The following is a 21140-nucleotide window of genomic DNA, read 5'->3' as shown; positions in this document are numbered from 1 at the left end:
GTGACGCACACGGCCCCCGCCAACGGTGCCCGCGCCCGCCAGGCGTACGCCGAGGCCCTGGCCGAGACGGCCGTGGAGGCGGTTCTGGACGCCGGCGCCCACCTGCACTCGGGCGGCCGGTTCGCCGACGTCGGATGCGGTCGCGGGGAGGTGTCCCTGGTCATGGCGGAGTGGGAGTTCACCGTGACGGCCCACGACGCCTCGCCCGCGATGGTCGAGGCGACCAGGGAGCTGTGCGCGGGGCACCCGGTCTCCGCCGAGGTGCGCCACCCCCGGACGCTGCGGCTCGCCGAGGGGGCGTACGAGGTCGTGCACTCCTCCTGGACGCTCCAGGGGCTCGCCGACGCCCGCGGCGCCGTGCGCACGATGGCGCGCGCCGCGGTCCCCGGCGGCCTGGTGGTGCTCCAGTGGAGCCACGACCGGACGCATCCGGCCGCGCCGCCCGCCGGCGAGGTGCTGCGCTCGCTCGCCCGCGAGCCCCGGTGGGAGGCGAGGCTCGCCGCCGTCCCGGTGGAGATGCACCCGCACCGCGTGGACGAGGTGTGCGCCGTGCTGCGCGAGGAGGGGCTGGAGATCCTGCTGGCCCAGGACGACGTGCGCCTGTACGGGGAGGACGACGGGGACCCGGCGCGAGAGACGGCCGGGGGCTACGGGGGCCACCGCGACGACGAGACGCGCCTCGGGAGCGAGGCGTACTGGGGGGTGGCGCTGGCGGCGCAGGCCGAGGCGCTCGGCGGGGACGGCGAGGTGTTCGTCGACGAGGCCGTCCGGGCGCTGTCGGACGCGGGCGCGCTGGACGTCCGCCACGTGCGGGTGGTCGCGCGACGGCCGCCGCGCGCACGCGCCCCCGAGCGGCCTCGCTCGCCGGTGCGCGCGTTCCCGCTGTCCGTGGGCCTGCTGGAGGTGGTCTCCAGCCGGCCGCTGTCGCCGTTGATGCGGCGGGTCGTCATGCGCGTCGCCGAGGGCTCTGCGCTGCCCGTCGAGGAGCCCGCCGAGACCATCACGCTCATCTGGCCGGCCCCCGGGGCCGCCGAGATCGTGCTGCCGGAGCAGGGCCGGTGGCGCTTCCCCGCCGGCGCCGCAGGGCAGCACACCGCGAACATCACCGTGCGCCGCTACGACCGCGGCGCCGGGCTCGTGACGGCCGACTTCTTCGTCCATGGATCGCCCGGGGAGCACGGCGCGCACGTGGGCGCCTCCGCGTGGGCGTGCCGCGCCGTCCCGGGCGACCGCGTGGGCTTCGGCGGCACCCGCGTGCACTGGGTGGCCGACCCGTCGGCCGAGTGGACGCTGCTGGTCGGCGACGAGACGGCGCTGCCGTCCATCGCGGCGGTCGCCGAGACGCTGCCCGCCGGGCGGCCGTCCATCGCGGTCGTGGAGGTGCGCGACGCCGCCGAGCACGCCGCGCTGGACGCCCCGCACCCCGACGTGCGCTGGGTGCACCGCGGCGCGCGTCCCCCCGGGCGGGGCCGCGCGCTGGAGGACGTCGTGCGCGGCCTCGACCTGCCGCCCGGCCGCGGCCAGGTGTGGGCGGGCGGCGAGTCGCTGATGATCCAGAGCCTGCGCCGGCACCTGCTGTCCGAGCGCGGCCTGCGCCGCGACGAGGTGTGCGCCCTCGGCTACTGGAGCATCCCGAGGGCCGACCGCGACCCCGGCGCGTGAGCGACGACCGCCACCCCGGCGCGTCGGGGACGACTGCGACCCGGGGGGTGAGGGCCGACCGCGACCCCGGCCCGTGAGCGGCGACGGCCCCCGGCCGCGTTCCGGCAGCCGCGGACGTCCGCCCACGCGCCGTGAACCCGGCGCCCGCCGCGTCAGTCGGCGATGCGTCCCCGGACGCCGCCGAGCCAGCGGCCGTCCAGGCGGTCGGCCGCCGCGTGGTCGCGGAAGGCGTAGGTCTTGAGCAGCCAGCGGGTGGCGGCGCGGGCGGTGTCGTTGATCTCGATCCGGTCCCGGCTGTGCAGGCCGTCCTGGTTGGCGAAGACCAGCAGGTCGCCGTCGAACAGCCGGTGGCGCTGCTTGGTGGCCTTGACGACGGCGTCCTTCATGGCGATGAGCGCGTCCTTGGCCTCCGGAGGGGCGCCGTGGGCGACCGTGGTGCAGGTCTCCAGGTACCGGAAGCTGCGGTCGTTCTCCAGGATCGGGTGGTCCTCGGACACGACCTGCCTGCTGTTGGTGTCGCGGGAGAACACGTCGAACGGGGTCACGTAGTACGGCTTGCGCAGCACCTCCTGCTGGTCGGGCGTGAGGTGGGCCAGCAGGCTCCGGCCGTCCACGAAGGTCGTGTAGATGACCTCCTCCTGCGGGCAGCGCATGCCGAGCAGGCAGATGAAGTCGGCGCGGGCCCAGTGGGCCGTGCGGTCGTTGTGGAAGACCAGCTCGCTGTCGCTGAACCCGGTCTGCATGCCGTGGTAGCGGCTGATGGCGACCACGTCGGTGAAGAAGTCCCCGTTGTTGCGGCTGCCGTAGGCCATCAGCGGCGTGCCGGTCGCCTGACAGAACAGCTCCAGGAACGCCTCCGCGACGAAGGTGTGCTTCTTGGCGTACTTGTCGCCGACCGGGTCGTCGGGCGACAGCTCGGGCACCACCGCGTCCACGGGGCAGTTGCGCAGCACGTGGACGTCGGAGACGCCGGATTCCCGTTCCCTCCGGATTCGCGAGCACATGTCGCGGAAGAATTCGGGAATGCGCTCGCCGATGCCGGCGACCGCCCGCGAGAAAGCGACGTAGTCCTCGTAGGGATTTCCGGGGACGGTCTCCAGTAATTCGCGGAGCCCGTCGCGCTGCTCGTCGCTGAACGCATAAAACGGTTTCATACCGTGAATTCTACGAGCGCGTATGCCCTTGTCATCGGCCTGGCGATGGATGTTTCCGCCGCCACCTGTCCCGAAGAGGAGCCGACTCATCCGAAGGTGGAGTCAATTCACCGGGGGGTTTATTGACGCGTACCGCCGCCCTGCTGTTTCGTTTTACCAGCGGCAGACGATGAAGAGGGGACGGCCATGGCGAAGGAGACGCTCGCCCAGAAGGTGTGGCAGGCGCACACGATAAAGCGCGGTTCGGCCGGCAACGACCTTCTCTACGTCGACCTGCAGTTGCTGCACGAGGTGAACACCCCGCAGGCGTTCGAGGGGCTGCGGGCGGCCGGGCGGCGGGTCCGCAGGCCCGACCTCACCGTCGGCACCGAGGACCACACCACGCCCACGGTCGCGGTCGACAAGTTCGACCCCGACCCCGCGCGGCGCCTGCAGCGCAAGCTGATGCGCGACAACTGCGCCGAGTTCGGCATCCCGCTGCACCGCCTCGGCCAGGCGAGCCAGGGCATCTACGCCGTCATCGGCCCCGAGCTGGGCCTGGTGCAGCCGGGCATGACGATCGTCTGCTGCGACTCCCACACCACGACGCTCGGCGCGTTCGGCGCGCTGGCCTTCGGCATCGGCACCAGCCAGGTCGAGCACGTCCTGGCCACCCAGACCGTGCACCTGTCACGCCCGGGGGACATGGCGGTCACGGTGGACGGGCGCCTGCCCGCGGGCGTCACGGCCAAGGACCTGGCCCTCGCGCTCATCGCCGCGGCCGGGACCTCCGCCGGGCAGGGCCACATCGTCGAGTACCGCGGCGAGGCCGTCGCCGGGCTCACGATGGAGGGCCGGCTGACGTTGTGCAACATGGCGGTGGAGATGGGCGCCCGGGCCGGGATGGTCGCGGCCGACGAGGTCACCATCGAGCACCTGGGCCCGGCGGCCGAGGCCGACCGCGCGTACTGGCGGACGCTGCGCAGCGACGAGGGCGCGGTCTTCGACAAGGAGGTCGTCTTCGACGCCCGCCGGCTCACCCCGTACGTGTCCTGGGGGACCAACCCCAGCCAGAGCGTCCCCCTGGACGGGCGCGTCCCCAGCCCCGCCGGGTACGACGACGACGTGCAGCGCGCCGCGGCCGAGCGGGCGCTGCAGTACATGGACCTGCGGCCGGGCACGCCCATGCGCGACATCGGCGTGGACGTGGTCTTCCTCGGCTCGTGCACCAACAGCCGCATCGAGGACCTGCGCGCGGCGGCCGGCGTGCTCAGCGGCCGGCGCGTCGCCGACCACGTACAGATGATCATCGTGCCCGGCTCCACCCGCGTGCGCAGGCAGGCCGTCGAGGAGGGGCTCGACCGCGTCTTCACCGAGGCCGGCGCCGACTTCCGCGTGGCGCCCGGCTGCTCGATGTGCGTCGCGCTCGGCGAGGACCGCCTGCGTCCCGGGCAGCGCGCCGCCTCCACCACCAACCGCAACTTCGAGGGCCGGCAGGGCAAGGGGGCGCGCACCCACCTGGTGTCCCCCGCGGTCGCCGCCGCGACGGCCGTCGCCGGCAGGCTGTCGGCCCCCGGCGACCTGTGACCCGTGCCCGTCTCCTCCGAGCCGTGAGGGCTTCGCCATGACCAGTTTCACCGTGCACACCGGGACGGCGGTCCCCCTGCGCCGCAGCGACGTCGACACCGACCAGATCATCCCGGCGCGTTTCTGCACCAACCCCCTGCGGACCGGGTTCGCCGCCGCGCTGTTCGCCGACTGGCGCACCGACCCCGGCTTCCCGCTGGACGACCCCCGCTACCGGGGCGCGACCGTGCTCGTCGCCGGGGACAACTTCGGCGTCGGCTCCTCGCGGGAGGCGGCCGTGTGGGCCCTGCACAACTTCGGCTTCCGCGCGATCCTCGCCCCGAGGTTCGGGGACATCTTCCGCGCCAACTCCCTGATGAACGGCCTGCTCACCGTCACCGTCCCGGCCCCGGTGGCCGAGCGCCTGCAACTGGCCGCCGAGACCGACCCCGCCACCCGGATCACCGTCGACCTGCGGCGGCTGCGGGTGCGCGCCCCCGGGCTCACCCAGCCGTTCACCCTGGACGCCGACGTGCGCGACCGGCTGCTCGCCGGGCTGGACCCGATCGCGGCCACCCTCCGCCACGAGGCCGACCTCACCGCCTACGAGTGGCGGCGCCGTCCCTCCCTTCCCACCACCATCTGATCGCACCGCACACGAGGGCCGGCCCCGACGCCGTGGGCGGCCCGCAGGGAGCAACCACATGACGATCACACAGCACGCGCCCATGCCCCACCACCGGTACGACGCCTACGCCCCGGTGGACCAGCCCGACCGCACCTGGCCCGGCCGGGTCGTGACGACGGCGCCGCGGTGGTGCGCGGTGGACCTGCGCGACGGCAACCAGGCGCTGGTCGACCCGATGAGCCCCGCGCGCAAGAGGCGCATGTTCGAGCTGCTGGTCCGCATGGGTTACAAGGAGATCGAGGTCGGCTTCCCCTCGGCCAGCCAGACCGACCACGAGTTCGTCCGGCAGCTCATCGAGCAGGACCTCATCCCCGACGACGTGCTGATCCAGGTGCTGACCCCGGCGCGGCCCGAGCTGATCGAGCGCACCTTCGCGTCCCTGCGCGGCGCTCGCCAGGCGATCGTCCACCTGTACAACTCCACGTCCGAGCTGCAGCGCCGGGTGGTGTTCGGCCTGGGCCGCGACGGCGTGCGCGAGCTGGCGGTGAGCGGGGCCGAGCTGTGCCTGCGGCAGGCGGACGGCATGCGCGGCATCGAGATCTTCTTCGAGTACTCGCCGGAGTCGTTCACCGGCACCGAGCTGGAGTACGCGGCGGAGGTGTGCGACGCCGTCACCGGCGTCTGGCGGCCCACCCCCGACCGCAAGGTGATCGTCAACCTGCCGGCCACCGTCGAGATGGCCACCCCCAACGTCTACGCCGACCAGATCGAGTGGATGCACCGCAACCTGGCCCGCCGCGACTCGCTGGTGCTGTCGCTGCACCCGCACAACGACCGCGGGACGGCCGTCGCCGCCGCCGAGCTGGGGCTCATGGCGGGCGCCGACCGCGTCGAGGGCTGCCTGTTCGGCAACGGCGAGCGCACCGGCAACGTCTGCCTGGTCACCCTGGGGCTCAACCTGTTCTCCCAGGGCGTCGACCCGCGGATCGACTTCGGCGACATCGACGAGGTCCGGCGCACCGTCGAGTACTGCAACCAGATCCCGGTGCACCCGCGCCACCCGTACGGCGGCGAGCTGGTGTACACCGCGTTCTCCGGCTCCCACCAGGACGCCATCAACAAGGGGCTGACCGCGCTGCGGACCGGCGCCGCACGCGAGGGCGTGCCCGTCGGCGGGGCGCGCTGGGAGGTCCCGTACCTGCCGATCGACCCGCACGACGTCGGCCGCACCTACGAGGCCGTGATCCGGGTGAACAGCCAGTCGGGCAAGGGCGGCGTGGCCTACGTCATGCACGCCGAGCACGGCCTGCGGCTCCCCCGGCGGCTGCAGATGGAGTTCTCCCGCGTCGTGCAGGCGCACACCGACGCCGAGGGCGGCGAGATGGCGCCGGCGCGCATGTGGCGGCTCTTCCAGGCCGAGTACCTGTCGGGCGACGGCAGGACCGGCCTGCTGACCCACCGCCTCTCCTCCCGCGCGGCCTTCCGCTGCTCGGGCGAGGCGATCGTGGACGTGCTGGAGGCCGACGTCCGGATCGACGGCGAGATCCGCGAGATCCAGGGCTTCGGCAACGGCCCGGTCTCCGCCTTCACCGACGCGCTGGCGTCGGTCGGCATCGAGGTGCGTGTCCTGGACTACGCGGAGCACGCCATGTCCTCCGGCACCGACGCCCGGGCCGCCGCCTACCTGGAGTGCGAGATCGGCGACCAGGTGCTGTGGGGGACGGGCGTCGACGTCAGCTCGGTGTCGGCCTCGCTGAAGGCCGTGCTGTCGGCCGTCAACCGGGCGGCCAGGCGAGGACTGGTGAAGGCCGAGCCGCCCGCGCCGCGGGCCCCGCGACTCGGCGCCATGGCGGGATGAAGAGGAGACAGACGATGACGACGACCGCAGACGGCACACGCCCGGCGACGGCCCAGGTCCACCGGCTCTACGAGCTGATAGACGCCGGCGACTTCACCGGGGTCGCCTCCCTGTTCGCCCCGCACGCCACCTACCACCGTCCCGGCCAGGAGGTCATGGCCGGGCGCGACGCGATCGAGCGCTTCTACTTCGAGAAGCGGGCCATCCGCAGCGGCGCCCACACGGTCGCCACGGTCGTCGAGAGCGGCGGCGACGTCGCGGTGCGCGGCAGCTTCAGCGGAACCCTGGTCGACGGGAGCGAGGTCTCCCACCGATTCGCCGAGTTCTTCGAGCTCACGGACGACGGCCTGTTCTCGCGGCGGGACTCCTTCCTGTTCACCCCCTCCTTCAAGGAGTAGCCATGACATCCAGCATCGACACCGGCGCCCCGGCCACCGGGTCCGGCCTGCTGGCCGAGGGGCGCGTCGGCTCCTTCACCGACCACATGGTCACCATGCGCTGGACCGAGGACGAGGGCTGGAGCCGCCCCGAGCTCGGCCCCGTGCGGGAGCTGTCCCTGCATCCGGCGACCGCGTGCCTGCACTACGGCCAGAGCGTCATCGAGGGCCTGAAGGCCCACCGCCAGCCCGACGGCGGCATGGCCGCGTTCCGGCCCAGGGCGCACGCCCGCCGGATCCAGCGGTCGGCGCACCGCCTGTCCATGCCGGAGGTGCCCGAGGACTCCTTCGTCGAGGCGATCGAGCAGCTCGTGGCCGCCGACGAGCGGTGGCTGTCCGGCGACCCCGGCCTCGCCCTCTACCTGCGGCCGGTGTTGTTCGCCTCCGAGGCCAACCTGGTGCCGCGCCCGGCGGTGGAGTACACCTTCGTGCTCATCGGCTTCGTCATCGGCGACTACTTCGGTGACGACACCGACAGCCTCGCGGTGTGGGTGTGCCGCGACCAGTCGCGGTCGGCCCCCGGGGGCACCGGGAACGCCAAGTACGCCGGCAACTACGCGCCCACGCTGATGGCGCACCGGCGCGCCAAGGAGGCCGGCTGCCAGCAGGTCGTGTGGCTGGACGCCGTCGAGCACCGCTGGGTCGAGGAGATGGGCAGCGCGAACCTGTTCTTCGTCCGCGGCACGGGGGCCGAGGCCGAGCTGGTCACCCCCGAGCTGACCGGCACCTTCCTGCCCGGCATCACCCGCGACTCCGTCATGGCCATCGCCGGGCGGCTGGGCCTGCGGGTGCGGCAGGAGCGGGTCTCGATCGAGCGCTGGCACGCCGAGGCCGAGGCCGGGCTGATCACCGAGACGTTCGCCGTCGGCACCGCCGCGGTCGTGACCGCCGTCGGGAAGGTGGTGGACGACGGCTTCACCTGGACGATCGGCGACGGCCGGCCCGGCCCGGTCACCCAGTCGGTGCACCAGACGCTCGTCGACCTCCACCATGGGCTGCTCCCCGATCCGGACGGGTGGCTGCACAGGATCCCCCGCACCTGATCTCCCCGAGGAGCTAGCCATGACCTTGTCCACCGAATCCCCGCGCACCCGGTCGATGCACGTCGACGCCGCGCGGCTGCTGGACCACCTTGACCTGCTGCGGTCGGTCGGCGCGACGCCCGAAGGCGGCGTGTCCCGCCCGGCGTTCGGCGACGCCGACGTGCGCGGGCGCGAGCTGGTCGCCGGCTTCATGCGCGAGGCCGGCATGCGGGTGCACGTCGACCCCGCGGCCAACCTGATCGGCGCCTTCCCCGCGCGCCGCCCCGAGCTGGGCGCCCTCGTCCTGGGCTCGCACCTGGACACCGTGCCCAACGGCGGCTCGCTGGACGGCGCCTACGGGGTGATCGCGGCCGTCGAGGTCATGCGCACCCTGCACGAGAACCGCGTGGAGATGGACCACCCCGTCATGGTGGTGGCGTTCAGCAACGAGGAGGGCGCCCACGGCACCCCCGCCATGTTCGGCTCGCGGGCCGTCGCCGGGCAGGTCGACGCGTCGGAGCTGGACACCCGCCTGGACGACGGGCGGGTCCTGTCCGCGCTGGTCGACGCGGCCGGCGGCGACAGCAAGCGCATCGACCAGGCCCGCTGGCCCGGCGACGCCATCGCCTCCTACATGGAGCTGCACATCGAGCAGGGCCCCTCGCTCGAAGGCGAGCGGCTGCAGATCGGGGTGGTCGAGGGCATCACCGGCCGGCTCACGGCCGAGGTGGTGGTGCGCGGCGAGCACAACCACGGCGGCACCACCCCGATGGACGCCCGCAGGGACGCCCTGGTGGCCGCGGCGCAGGTCGTCCTGGCCGTGCAGGACATGGCCACCCGCGGCGGCCTGGTGCGCGTCGCGACGGTCGGCGAGTGCTCGGTGCGCCCCGGCGCGTGGAACGTCATCCCGGGCGAGGTGCGCCTGGTCGTCGACCTGCGCGACGTGTCGGCGCAGGCGATCAGGGCCGGGCTGCTGAAGCTGCGCCTGGACGCCCGGCGCATCTCCGACCGGACGGCCACCTCCATCACGGTCACCCCGCAGCAGCTCGTCGTGCCCGCGATGTGCGACGAGCGGCTGCGCGGGCTGGTGGAGGACGCCGCCGTCGACCTGGGGCTCGGCTACCGGTCGATGCCCAGCGGCGCCGGGCACGACGCGCAGTGGATCGCGCGGATCGCGCCCATGGGGATGATCTTCGTGCCCAGCCGCGGCGGCGTCAGCCACGCGCCCCACGAGTGGACAGACCCGTCCGACCTGGTCAACGGCGCCAATGTCCTGCTCAACTGCACGCTGGCCGGTGACCGGGCGTTCCGCGCCGGCGCCGTGTTCGCCGGAGAGGCGGAGGCGTGAGAACCGGCAGGATGACCCGCGAGGTCCTGCCCGAGGCCGGGGCGGCGCCCGCCGCCGGGCCCCTGACCCTGGGCGCGCCCGGGTTCCCCGCGCCCCCGGGGCGGGCGGCGCCGGTGGCCTCGGCCATCCAGCGCGGCATGTGGCTCGCCTCCCGCATGGACCCCGGCAGCTCCGCGTTCAACGTGCCCACCGCGACCCTGCTGACCGGCCCGCTGGACGTCTCCGCGCTCCAGGCCGCCGTCGACGCGGTCGTGGCCAGGCACCCGATCCTGCGCACCCGGTTCGAGCGCACCCCCGGCGACGCCGTGGTGCCCGTCGTGGACCCGGCGTGCCGCGTCACGGTCGAGACGGCCGACGCGGGCGCCGAGACGGCGGCCGAGGCGTATCGCAGGGCGCGCGCGTGCGTCGAGGAGGCTGCCCACACGCCCTTCGACCTGGGCCGGGCCCCGCTACTGCGCGTGCTGCTGATCCGCGTGGGGCAGGGCGAGCACGTGCTGTTCCTCAACCTGCACCACGCGGTGTGCGACGGCTGGTCGGTGCGGCTCCTGCTGGACGAGCTGGCCGGCGGCTACCGCGCGGCCGTGGACGGCAGGACCCCGCCCTCGGCGCCGCCGCCCGCCGGGTACGCCGGTTACGCCGCGGACGAGGCCGGGCTGCTGGCCGGCGGCGGGTTCGCCGAGGACGTCGCCTACTGGCGGGAGCGGCTGCGCGGCGTGCGCGCGCTCCCGCTGCCCCGCGGGCACGCCGGCGGCCGGCGCGACTCGGAGGGCGCCGGGCTGCGGTTCACGCTCGACGCCGAGCTCGTCGCCCGGGTCGACGCGTTCGCCCGGCGCACCGGCACCACCAGGTACGTCGTGCTGCTGTCGGCCTTCTCCGCGGTCCTCGGCCGGCTGTGCGGCACCGCCGACGTGCCGGTGGGCACGACGGTCGCCACCCGGTTCTCCGACGAGTCCGCCGACATGATCGGCCCGCTGTTCAACACCCTGGTGCTGCGCCAGGACGCCGGGGGCGACACGACGTTCGGCGAGCTGGTCGCCGGCGCCAAGGAGGTCGTGCTCCAGGCCTTCGAGCACCATGAGGCGCCGTTCGAGCACGTGCTGGAGCACCTGCGCGCGGACGCCCCCGGCTCCGGGCGCAACCCGCTGTTCAACGTGTTCTTCGAGCTCGACCACGAGGCCGAACGGCCGCTCGCCCTGCCCGGGCTGCGCTCGCGTCTGTTCGCCTTCGACCACTTCGCCGTGAAGACCGACCTGATGGTGTCGCTGTCCCCCGACGGCGACGGCCTGCGCGGGCTGCTGCTGCACCACCCCGAGGCGTTCGACGCGGAGCTGGCGACCATCCTCACCGAGCGCTACCGCGCCACCCTGCTGGAGGCGACCAGTCTGCCGGACGCCCCGCTGTCGGCCCTGTCCATGATGTCGGACGCCGAGCGGGTCGCCGTGCGCGACCGGCTGCCCGACGGCGGCCCCGCCGAACTGCCGGACGTCTGCGCCCACGAGCTGTTCGAGGCACAGGCGCGCCGCACGCCGCACGCCGTCGCCGTCCGCGAGCTGGCGGACGGCGCGCCGGGCATGACGTTCGCGGAGCTGGACGCCCGGGCCAACCGCCTCGCCCGCGCCCTTCGCGCGCGGGGGGTCGGCCCGGAGTCGCGCGTCGCCGTCCTGCTGCCCCGCTCGGCCGACCTGCTGGTCGCGTTCCTGGCGGTGTGGAAGGCCGGGGGCGCCTACGTGCCGCTCGACCCGGCGTTCCCGCCGGCCCGGCTGAGCTTCCTCGTCCAGGACAGCGCGGCGGCGCTGGTCGTCAGCGGCGGCGGGCTCGAAGCCCGCGCCGGCGAGCTGGGGGCGCCGGTCGTGCCGGTGGAGGTTCCCGGCGACGACGCGGCCCTGCCGCCCGCCGCGGCCCCGGGCGGCCTGTGTTACATCATCTACACCTCCGGGTCGACCGGGCAGCCCAAGGGCGTGCTCGTCGAGCACCGGGGCCTGGTGAACTTCCTGATGTGGTGCGTGCGCGACTACGCCTCCCACGGCGACGGCGGCGCGGCCCTGTTCTCCTCCGTGGCCTTCGACATGGTGGTGCCCAACCTGTTCACCCCGCTGCTGACCGGCCAGACGGTGCACGTCGTCCCGGACGACGTGCCGGCCGACCGGCTCGGCGCGGTGCTCGCGTCGGCGGCGCCGTACGGCTTCCTGAAGATGACGCCGGGCCACCTGGAGCTGCTCACCAGGCAGCTCACCGCCGGCGAGGCGCGCGGGCTGGCCGCGAAGCTCGTCGTCGGCGCGGACGCGTTCCCCGAGAGCGTGCTCGCCGCGTGGCGGCGGCTGGACCCCGGCACGCCGATGCTGAACGAGTACGGCCCGACCGAGGCGTCGGTCGCCAACTGCGTGCACGAGATCGGCGCGAGCCTTCCGGGCGGGTCGGGCACGCTGCCCATCGGCCGGCCCATCCCCAACACCACCATGTACGTCCTGGACCGGCACGGCGCCCCGGCGCCGGTCGGCGTCATCGGGGAGCTGTACATCGGCGGCGCGTGCGTCGTGCGCGGCTACGCCAACCGTCCCGCGACGACGGCGGCGAGCTTCGTGCCCGACCCGTTCGGGCCGCCCGGCGCGCGCATGTACCGCACCGGCGACCTCGGGCGCTGGCTGCCCAGCGGGGAGCTGGAGTTCCTCGGCCGGGTCGACCACCAGGTCAAGGTGCGCGGGTACCGCGTCGAGCCGGCCGAGGTGGAGGCCGCGCTCACCGCGCACCCCTCGGTGTCCCAAGCCCTGGTGACGGTGGCGCGGACGCCCTCCGGCCACGACGCGCTGGTCGCGTACGTGGTGCCGCGCGGGCCGGAGGGGGTGGACGCCGACGCGCTGCGCCGGGACGCCGCCCTGCGGCTGCCCGCCTACCTGGTGCCGGCGACCGTCGTCGCCGTCGGCGCCGTGCCGCTCAACCAGAACGGCAAGGTCGACCGCTCGGCGCTGCCCGAGCCGGTCTGGGGCGGGGAGGGCGGCGCGCCGGACTCCGAGCGCCCCGCCTCGGAGCTGGAGCGCACGGTGGCCGACCTGTGGTCGCGGGTGCTCGGCATCCCCGCCACCCGGCTGGGCCGCCACGACAACTTCTTCGAGCTGGGCGGCAACTCCCTGCTGGTGCTCAGCATCGGCGAGCGGATCAGGGAGCGGTTCGGCACCGGCGTCTCGGTCGAGAGGTTCTTCGAGTCCCCCACCATCGCCGACGTCAGCGCGTCGCTCGCCCTGGCGCTCGGCCCGAAGAGCGCGCCGCGCGCCGGCTGCCTGAAACTGCTGGACGGCGGCGGGGACGCGACGCCCATGGTGTTCGTGCACCCGTTGGGCGGCACCGTGTTCTGCTACCGCGACCTGATCGACGACCTGCGCGGCGAGGGCCCGCTGTACGGGCTCACGCTGGCCTCGCTGCTCGGCGAGGAGGACGGGGAGCAGAGCCTGGAGGAGATGGCCGGCAGGTACGCCGAGGAGATCGAGCGGTCGATCTCCGGGCCGGTGGTGGTCACCGGCTGGTCGGCGGGCGGCGTCATCGCCTTCGAGACCGCCAGGCGGCTGCGCGAGCGCGGCGTCCAGGTCGACCTGCTGGCCCTGCTGGACCCGAGCGCGCCCAGCGAGCGCTCCCGCTGGCGCGGGCACACCCGCGAGCTGCGGCAGATCCGCTCGCGGCTGAGCCTCGCCACCGAGGGCGAGCGGGAGGCGGAGTTCCAGTCCGCCGTCCGGTCCGAGCTGTTCCGGGCGATGGGCATCGACCCCTCGACCTGCCGGGAGTACTCGCTGTTCCCCCAGGAGGTGTTCGACATCTGGCAGCGGCAGCTCGGGCTGCTGGGCGCGTACGAACCGGACGTGTACGACGGCCCGGTCGCGGTGCTGACCTCCGAGCAGCTCGACGCCCCGGCGCAGGCCGCGGTGGCGCGCGACTGGCAGGAGCTGGCCGCCGACCCCGTCCGCCACCTGCACGTCCAGGGCGACCACCTGAGCATGATGCGCCCGCCCGCGGTGGCGTCGGTGGCCTCGGCCCTGCGCCTGCTGCGCGACCGCGCCCCGCGGTGACCGGGCGCCCGGACAACCCCCATGACGTAGGGAGCGATTCCATGATCACCGTTGTCGTCAACGACGAGGAGCAGTACTCGATCTGGCCCGCGGCACGCGAGCTGCCCGCGGGATGGCGCCGCGAGGGCACCCAGGGCACCGAGGAGCAGTGCCTGGCCCACATCGACGCCGTGTGGACCGACATGCGCCCGAGGAGCGTGCGCGAGCACGTGGACGGCGCCCGGAGGGAGGCGCTCGCCTCATGAGCCACAGCACCGTACCCGCCCCCCGGCCCGCCGGGCCGGCGCCCCGGGGCGCGCGCGCCACGCCGGCCGAGCACGTCGAGCACGAACGAGCCATCGGGGACTTCTACTCGGAGTTCCCCTACCCCTGGCACGTCACCCGGCTGGCCCGGGCCGACGACCCCACCCTGCACCCCGCGCTGGTCTCCCAGGAGCTGGGCGACTTCACCGGCGGGCGGATGCCGCCCGGCGCCCGCATCTGGGTGCCGGGGTGCGGGGTCAACCAGGCGCTCATCATGGCCCTGCGCTTCCCGTCCGCCACGGTGGTCGGCAGCGACGTGTCGGAGGAGTCGCTGCGGATGTGCGGCGCGGCGGCCGAGCAGGTGGGCGCGTCCAACCTCGTGCTGCGCGACGAGGGCATCACGCAGGCGAGCTACCGCGAGGAGTTCGACTACATCGCCTGCACCGGCGTCATCCACCACTGCCCCAACCCGGGCACGCTGCTCGAACGACTCGGCGCGGCGCTGAAGCCGTCCGGCGTGGTCGAACTGATGGTCTACAACACCTTCCACCGCCGCGAGATCACCGCGTTCCAGGAGGCCATGCGGCTCATCGGCCGCGACCAGGACCTGTGGTACGCCAAGCGGCTCGCGGCCGCGTTCCGCACCGACAACCTGCTCACCCGGCAGATCCAGGCCGAGGTGGAGGACCCGGACGTCCAGTTCGCCGACACCTGGCTCAACCCGTACGAGCAGACCTACACCGTGGCCGACCTGGACGGGCTGGCCGGGCGTGCCGGGCTGGAGCTGGAGGCGCCGTGCGTCAGCGCGGTGGCGCGGTCGCTGGAGAGCTTCATGTGGGAGGTGCCGGTCGCGGACGACCGGATCCGGCGGCAGTTCCACGCCCTGGACGACCTGACCCGGTGGCGGGTGTCCAATCTGCTGCTGATGGACCGGTCCCCCCTCGTCTGGTTCTACCTGCGGCGCGCCGACAGCCCGATCCCGGCCACGACCGAGGCCGAGCGGGACGAGCGGTTCCTGGACGCGGTCATGACCCGGGTGTCGGGCACAGAGCGCGTCTGGCTGCTGGAGAGGGCGGGCGGCTACCGGCCGCTCGACCGGCCCGCGGACCTCCCCGCCGGACGGCCCGCCGAGTTCCAGGAGGTCGTGGACGCCGTGGACGGCAGGCGGCCCGTCAGGGAGGTGCTGGAGGGGCTGGGCGGGGTGCCGCGGCCGTGGACGGTCCGCCGCATGCGCACGATGCTCACCACCCCGACCTTCCCCCACCTGCGCGCGGTGTAGCCGCCGCGAGCCAGGCCCCCCGGACGGCGGACCGCCGTCCGGGGGGCCTCGCGCGTGCCCCGGGGACGGAGGGAATGAGAGAAGGCGGCGGCGGATCCTTCGATCCGCCGCCGCCTCTCGCGTGCCGTCCGCTCAGCACAGCTCCTTGACCAGGCGCCCGCGCAGCTCGGTGATGTCCTCGCAGTCGCCGCCGGGGCGGTCGGTGATGTGCCTGCGGTACAGGTCGTCCACCGTGGGCGGGTCGGCGTCCACGCCGAGCTGCCCGAGCAGGTGGTGCAGCACCGAGCGGCCGGAGTGCCGCGCGATGAGCATCGAGCGCTCCCGGCCGAACCTGGCCGGCTCGACGTACTCGTAGGTGGCCGGGTCGCGCAGCATGCCCTGCTGGTGGATGCCGGCGGCGGTGCCGAAGGCGTACGCGCCGAAGATCGCCTTGTTGCGCGGCTCCTCCAGCGAGATGTACTCGCGCAGCACGTTGTAGGCCTCGTACATGCCGGAGGCGTCGATGTCGGTGAACAGCCCGAGGTGGTCGCTCTTGTAGCTGAGCAGCGCCACCAGCTCCTCCATCGCCGTGTTGCCCGCGCGCTCGCCGACCCCGCCCAGCGTGGTCTGCACCTCGTCCGCCCCCGCCTGCAGGCCCGCGAGCGTGTTGGCCAGGGCCAGGCCGAAGTCGTTGTGGCAGTGCGTGGCCACCCGCACCGGCTCGGGGGCCCAGCGGCGGATCTTGGCGATCAGCCCGGCGTACTGGTCGGGCGTCATGCACCCGGAGGTGTCGCCGATCGCGAAGCACGAGGCGCCGGCGTCCAGCCCGGCCTCGACGAGCGCGCGCAGCAGGTCGTCCTCGCCGCGCGAGGCGTCCTCAAGGCCCACCGAGACCGACTCGACGCCCAGGGAGAGCGCGAAGGACACCGTGTCGGTGATCTCGTCCACGGCCTCCCGGCGGGAGATCTTGCGTTTGCGCTCCAGATGCAGGTCGCTGGCCGTGGCCAGCACCTGCACCTCGTGGTTGGCCGTGCCGCCCGCCTCCACCGACACCTCGACGTCCTTGCGGACCGCCCGGCAGAAGGTCGTGAAGCGGGCCGTGGTGAGCTTTCCCGCGATCAGCCGGGTCGCCTCCGCCTCCGCGGGGGAGGAGATCGGGAAGCCGGTTTCGATGACGTCGACCCCCAGTGCCTCGATCCGGAGCGCCAGGTCGACCTTCTGCTCCGGGGTCATGGAGTTGCCCGGCGCCTGCTCGCCGTCACGAAGAGTCGTGTCGAAAAAAGAAACCCGTCGCTTCTTCATCTTTGTTTTCCTCCCGTCGACGCGGTGAACTTATTTATAGAGCCACGCGGCGCGTCGCCGCGTCAATCATTTGGGGGGCGAATCGTTTCCACCTAAGGATGAGAAGCCTCCTCCATCGGTTTATACGGTCGCGGAAGTTCAACCGCCGGACGATGACAAGGCGCAGGTAGAGGCCTTAGCGTTCTTTCCGAGGGCGGCGTTCACGCCCATTCGGCGACGTGGATCGAATACACCGCGAAAGCCGGAGCGATGCCGACGACGGCGATGTGCCGATAAACGCGCCGGCCCCAGAGAATTAATATCGGCCGCGGCGCGGCGGTGCGGGAGGGAATGACATGGTTGACGTTTCCGGTGCGATGCCCGGCGGAGCCGACGGGCGGGTGCTCCCACCCCAGCCGTGGGAGCATCTGACCTCCGAGACCACCAGGACCGTTCTGCGGATCCAGCACCACATCGTGCGGTCGGCCCGCCGGTACCTGGACGACCAGGGGTTCGTGGAGCTGCTGCCGCCGGTCATCGGCCCGGTGACCGACCCGGGGATCCGCGGCGCCAAGCAGGTGGACGTCGACTACTACGGGCACCGCTACAAGCTGATGACCAGCGCCTTCGTCTACAAGCAGGCGTCGCTGCTGGCCTTCGACAAGATCGTCTACGTGGCGCCCAACGTCCGGCTGGAGCCGCTGGAGACCTGCTCGACCAACCGGCACCTGGCCGAGTTCCACCAGCTCGACATCGAGGTGGCCGGGGCGACGCGCGAGCAGATCATGGAGCTGGCCGAGGGGGTGGTCGGCCACGTGGTCGACGCCGTCGTGAGCGACATGGGCGACGAGCTGGCCGCGCTGGGCCGCGACGTCACGGCGCTCAGCTCCTGGCGGTCCCGGCCGTTCGCCCGGGTGCCGCACGCCGAGGCGGTCCGCGACCTGGTGGAGGGCGGCCACATGCAGGACGGCGGCGCCGAGATCGACTGGGCCGGCGAGGAGATCCTCTCGATCAAGGCCGACGGCCCGTTCTTCCTGACCGACTACCCCAAGGGCTCCCGCTGCTTCCTCGAGAAGGAGGACCCCGACCAGCCCGGGGTGCTGCGCACGTTCGACCTGATCATGCCCGGCGGGTACGGCGAGGTGATCAGCGGCGGCGAGCGCGAGGCGCACTACCCCACGCTCATCACCCGGATGCGTGAGACCGGCGAGAACCCGTCCAAGTACGGCTGGTACCTGCAGCTCTCACGGCACGGGGTGCCGTCCAGCTCCGGCTTCGGCCTCGGCCTGCAGCGCCTGACCCGGTTCGTCGCCGGCCTGGAGTACGTCTGGCAGGCCGCGGCGTTCCCGAAGGTCCCCGGCGTGGTGTCGCCGTGAGCCGCCTGAGCGCGCCGCACTTCCCCGAGCGGGCCGTGCGCGACCGGGCCAGGAAGGGGACGGCCTGCGCCTTCCCGCCCATCACCTCCTACGGCACCACCCTGTTCGGCGCCTCGGGCCCCGGCGCCGCCCACCCCGCGCCCGGCGACCTGATCGACGCCGCCCGGCTGGTCCCGCCGATCTTCATGGACCTGCGCCTGGAGAAGCTCATCGAGCTCGGCCGCGAGCCCATGTACGGCGACGTCGAGCTGTCGACCGAGATCGGCGGGTTCACCGCCCGCGCACCGCTGTTCGTCTCCGCGTTCGGCTCCACGCAGATCGCCTGCTCCGACCTCGGCATGGCGGTCAGCCGCCAGGCCGGGCGCCTGGGCATCCCCATGGTGATCGGCGAGAACATCGTGCCGGTCAACGGCTACGGCCGCATCGGCGCCTGCACCCCGCTCTCGCTGCTCGGCCGCGTCCGCGCCTACGGCGAGGAGCTGGAGGACGGCCTCGGCGGGGTGGCGATCCAGCAGAGCACCGAGGACGCCGACGCCGAGGTGTGGAACCTCGTCTACAGCGACCCCTCGGCGCAGCCGCTGCTCAACTCCGGCAGGCTCGCGTTCGAGCTGAAGGTGGGCCAGGGCGCCAAGCCCGGCATCGGCGGGATGACCGTGCTCCCCCGCACCGCCGCCGCAGCGGTCTCCGAGCAGTACACCACCGACCAGGTGTTCGGCGACGCCGCCAGCTACCTGCGCTCCAGCAGCCCCGGCACCTACACCGAGGAGATCCTGCGCCAGCAGATCCACCTGATGCGCAACAACTTCCCCCGGGCACGGGTGTGGGTCAAGCTGCACCCCGGGCGCGACGTGCGCAGGGCGGCGGCCGTCGCCTGGCGCGCCGGTGCGCACTCGGTGACCGTCGACGGCGCCGAGGGCGGCACCGGCTGGGCCCCGACCTCCTTCATGGACCACGTGGGCCTGCCGCTCGGCGAGTGCCTGCGCGCCATCGGCCGCCCGCCGTCCTGCCTGCTGGCCACCGGCCGCATGTGGGAGGGCACCCGCGCGGTCAAGTGCCTCGCCCTCGGCGCCCGGGGCGTCGGCCTCGGGCGGGCGGCGCTGCTGGCCGTCGACGAGGACCCCGACTTCGGGCTGCAACGGCTGGTGGAGTGCATGGAGCTGGAGATGCGCATGCTCATCAGCGCGCTCGGCAAGTACGAGCCGGGCGCCCTCGGCCTGGAGGACCTGTACGAAGGCGGCGCCTACGTCGACGACCCGCGCGAGGCCCTGGCGGGCTACGACGCGTCCCTTCGCTGACCACGACGGCCCGAGCCGACGACCGCCCCACCGGCCGCGGTGGTACCCCACGGGGAGGAAAGATGCTGGACACCTGGAACGACACCGATCTCCCCGTGCCCTCGGCGACGCTCACGGAGCTGTTCGAGCGGCAGGCCGCGCGCACCCCCGACGCGGTCGCCGTCGTGGAGGGGCCGGTCGAGCTGACCTACGCCCAGCTGAGCGCCGCCGTCGGCCGGGTGGCCGAGCGGCTGCGCGGCCGGGGGGCGCGCCGCGGCACGCTGGTCGCCGTCCACGCCGAACGCTCGGCCGCCACCCTGGCCGGGTTCCTCGGCACCCTCGCGACCGGGGCCTTCTACCTTCCCGTCGACCCCGGATACCCGGCCCAGCGGACGTCCCTGGTGCTCCAGGACTCCGGGGCCGCCCTCATCCTGGCCCAGCCGGATCTGGCGAACAGGCTGCCGGCGCACCAGGCCGAAGTCGTGCTCCTCGAACCCCTGAACGGGGACGGCGGGCACGGGGCGCTCCAGGAGCGCGCCCCGGCGACGGCCGGCCGCGCGACGCCCCCAGAAGGGGCGGCGCGGCCGGCGGACCCGGCGTACGTGCTGTACACCTCCGGGTCGACCGGCCGCCCCAAGGGGGTGGTCGTGCCGCACCGAGCCCTGACGAACTTCCTGGCGGCGATGCGCGAGCTGCTCGGCGCCGCGGCCTCGGACGCCTGGCTGGCCGTGGCGTCCCCCTCCTTCGACATCTCCGCCCTGGAGATGTACCTGCCGCTTACCACCGGCGGGCGCGTGGTGATCGCGCCTCCCGGCATCGCCGGGGACGGCGCCGCCCTCGCCGGCCTCGTGGAGCGCTCCGGCGTCACCCACCTGCAGCTCACCCCGTCGGGATGGCGGGTGCTGCTCGACGCCGGGTTCGCCGGCCCGCGGGTGACCGCGCTCACGGGCGGGGAGGCGCTGCTGCCGCCGCTCGCCGCCGAGCTGCGGCCCCGGGTGCGGCGGCTGTGGAACATGTACGGGCCCACCGAGACCACCGTCTGGTCCACGGCGTGGGAGGTGCCGCAGGCTCCCGGCCGCGTCACCATCGGCGCCCCGATCGCCAACACCCGCGTGTACGTCGTGGACGACGCCCTGCGCCCGGTGGCGGCGGGCGTACCGGGCGAGCTGGTCATCGGCGGCGACGGCGTGGCGGACGGCTACCTGCGCCGGCCCTCGCTCACCTCCACCCGGTTCGTGCCCGACGCCCACGGCGGCGCGGGCCGGCGGCTGTACCGCACCGGCGACACCGTCCGCATGTGCCACGACGGCACCCTGGAGTACCTCGGCCGCTCCGACGGCCAGGTCAAGCTGCGCGGGCACCGCGTCGAGCTGGGCGAGATCGAGTCGGCCCTGACCGCCCAGCCGGGCGTGCGCCAGGCGGCCGTGACGGTCCGCGGGCAGGCGCTGGTCGCCTACGTGGTCGGCGAGGCCGACCGCGCCGCGCTGGCCGAGCGGCTGCCCGCGTACATGGTGCCGTCGGTCCTGGTGGCGATGGACACGCTGCCGCTCACGCCGAACGGCAAGCTCGACCGCAACGCGCTGCCCGAGCCCGACCTCACCGCCGGCTCGACCGGCCGCCGCCCGCGCGACGCGCGCGAGGAGCTGGTGGCCCGGCTCGTCGCGCGGGCCGTGGGCGTCCCCGCTGCCGGCATCGACGACAGCTTCACCGGCCTCGGCGGCGACAGCATCTCGGCCACGGCGCTGGTGCGCGCCGCCCGCGGCGAGGGCCTCCTGATCACCACCAGGGACGTGCTCGCCGGCGGGAGCGTCGCCGCGCTGGCGGCGTCCGCGCGGCCGTGCCCCCCGCAGGAGCCCCCCGCCGGCCCGGCGTCCGCCGCCGTTCCACAGGCGGGCGGGGACGTCTGGGACGCGCCGCTCCTGGCGCTCAGCCAGGAGGAGATCGACGAGCTCGAGTCCCAGCTTCGGTAAGACCTCATCGACGTATACGGAGACGTGAA

The 21140-nt window shown here is 73.9% G+C and carries 15 protein-coding genes; 13 read left to right on the top strand and 2 right to left on the bottom strand.

The features are described 5' to 3' along the window. Positions 1-1662: an SIP domain-containing protein gene (locus tag PYR91_RS21455; RefSeq protein ID WP_279782152.1), complete on the top strand. Its 1662-nt coding sequence runs from the start codon at positions 1-3 to the stop codon at positions 1660-1662. Positions 1663-1814: 152 nt separating this feature from the next. On the opposite strand, the gene PYR91_RS21450 is transcribed toward PYR91_RS21455, so the two are convergent. Further along, a complete protein-coding gene (locus PYR91_RS21450) occupies positions 1815-2816 on the bottom strand; it encodes a TauD/TfdA family dioxygenase (RefSeq protein ID WP_279782150.1) in 1002 nt (333 codons plus the stop codon). A 186-nt stretch (positions 2817-3002) separates the two neighbouring features. Here PYR91_RS21450 and leuC point away from each other — a divergent pair, with 186 nt between their 5' ends. The 9 genes from leuC to PYR91_RS21405 are packed head-to-tail and all read left to right on the top strand — an operon-like array spanning position 3003 to position 15231. After that, a complete protein-coding gene (gene leuC / locus PYR91_RS21445; RefSeq protein ID WP_279782148.1) occupies positions 3003-4382 on the top strand; it encodes a 3-isopropylmalate dehydratase large subunit in 1380 nt (459 codons plus the stop codon). Between the two features lie 37 nt (positions 4383-4419). Then, positions 4420-5007 (top strand): 3-isopropylmalate dehydratase small subunit, encoded by a 588-nt coding sequence (leuD, locus tag PYR91_RS21440; RefSeq protein WP_279782146.1) that lies wholly within the window; start codon positions 4420-4422, stop codon positions 5005-5007. Between the two features lie 58 nt (positions 5008-5065). Then, entirely contained in the window at positions 5066-6847 is a 1782-nt protein-coding gene (gene leuA, locus PYR91_RS21435; protein ID WP_279782144.1) for a 2-isopropylmalate synthase, read from the top strand. Between the two features lie 14 nt (positions 6848-6861). After that, entirely contained in the window at positions 6862-7245 is a 384-nt protein-coding gene (locus tag PYR91_RS21430; protein ID WP_279782142.1) for a nuclear transport factor 2 family protein, read from the top strand. A gap of 2 nt (positions 7246-7247) precedes the next feature. Beyond that, complete coding sequence (locus PYR91_RS21425; RefSeq protein WP_279782140.1) at positions 7248-8327, top strand: branched-chain amino acid aminotransferase; 1080 nt, start codon at positions 7248-7250, stop codon at positions 8325-8327. A gap of 19 nt (positions 8328-8346) precedes the next feature. Next, positions 8347-9654 carry a M20 family metallo-hydrolase gene (locus tag PYR91_RS21420; RefSeq protein WP_279782138.1) on the top strand — a complete coding sequence of 436 codons (1308 nt, stop codon included), beginning with the start codon at positions 8347-8349 and terminating at the stop codon, positions 9652-9654. Further along, on the top strand, positions 9651-13709 hold the full coding sequence (locus PYR91_RS21415; protein WP_279782136.1) for an amino acid adenylation domain-containing protein: 4059 nt from the start codon (positions 9651-9653) through the stop codon (positions 13707-13709). Before PYR91_RS21420 ends, PYR91_RS21415 begins: the two co-directional genes overlap by 4 nt. 41 nt (positions 13710-13750) lie before the next feature. Then, on the top strand, positions 13751-13954 hold the full coding sequence (locus PYR91_RS21410) for an MbtH family NRPS accessory protein (RefSeq protein ID WP_279782134.1): 204 nt from the start codon (positions 13751-13753) through the stop codon (positions 13952-13954). Then, positions 13951-15231, top strand: coding sequence for a class I SAM-dependent methyltransferase (locus tag PYR91_RS21405; protein ID WP_279782132.1), 1281 nt, complete (start codon positions 13951-13953; stop codon positions 15229-15231). The genes PYR91_RS21410 and PYR91_RS21405 overlap by 4 nt, the downstream gene beginning before the upstream one ends. Before the next feature lie 132 nt (positions 15232-15363). Here the strand turns inward: PYR91_RS21405 and PYR91_RS21400 are convergent, their stop codons facing one another. Beyond that, complete coding sequence (locus PYR91_RS21400) at positions 15364-16512, bottom strand: hypothetical protein (RefSeq protein ID WP_279782130.1); 1149 nt, start codon at positions 16510-16512, stop codon at positions 15364-15366. Positions 16513-16847: 335 nt separating this feature from the next. On the opposite strand from PYR91_RS21400, the gene PYR91_RS21395 reads away from it, so the two are divergent. From PYR91_RS21395 to PYR91_RS21385, 3 genes are all read left to right on the top strand, one after another. Beyond that, the gene (locus tag PYR91_RS21395) at positions 16848-17867 is read left to right on the top strand and encodes an asparagine synthetase A (RefSeq protein WP_279782128.1); all 1020 of its coding nucleotides are present in this window, start codon (positions 16848-16850) and stop codon (positions 17865-17867) included. Beyond that, positions 17864-19162 carry a glutamate synthase-related protein gene (locus PYR91_RS21390; protein WP_279782126.1) on the top strand — a complete coding sequence of 433 codons (1299 nt, stop codon included), beginning with the start codon at positions 17864-17866 and terminating at the stop codon, positions 19160-19162. Before PYR91_RS21395 ends, PYR91_RS21390 begins: the two co-directional genes overlap by 4 nt. Before the next feature lie 62 nt (positions 19163-19224). Beyond that, positions 19225-21111 carry a non-ribosomal peptide synthetase gene (locus PYR91_RS21385; protein WP_279782124.1) on the top strand — a complete coding sequence of 629 codons (1887 nt, stop codon included), beginning with the start codon at positions 19225-19227 and terminating at the stop codon, positions 21109-21111. Positions 21112-21140: the final 29 nt, after the last annotated feature.

This window comes from Sphaerisporangium sp. TRM90804, from assembly GCF_029846175.1.
Classification (GTDB): domain Bacteria; phylum Actinomycetota; class Actinomycetes; order Streptosporangiales; family Streptosporangiaceae; genus Sphaerisporangium.
This window is presented reverse-complemented; position numbering and strand designations above follow the sequence as displayed.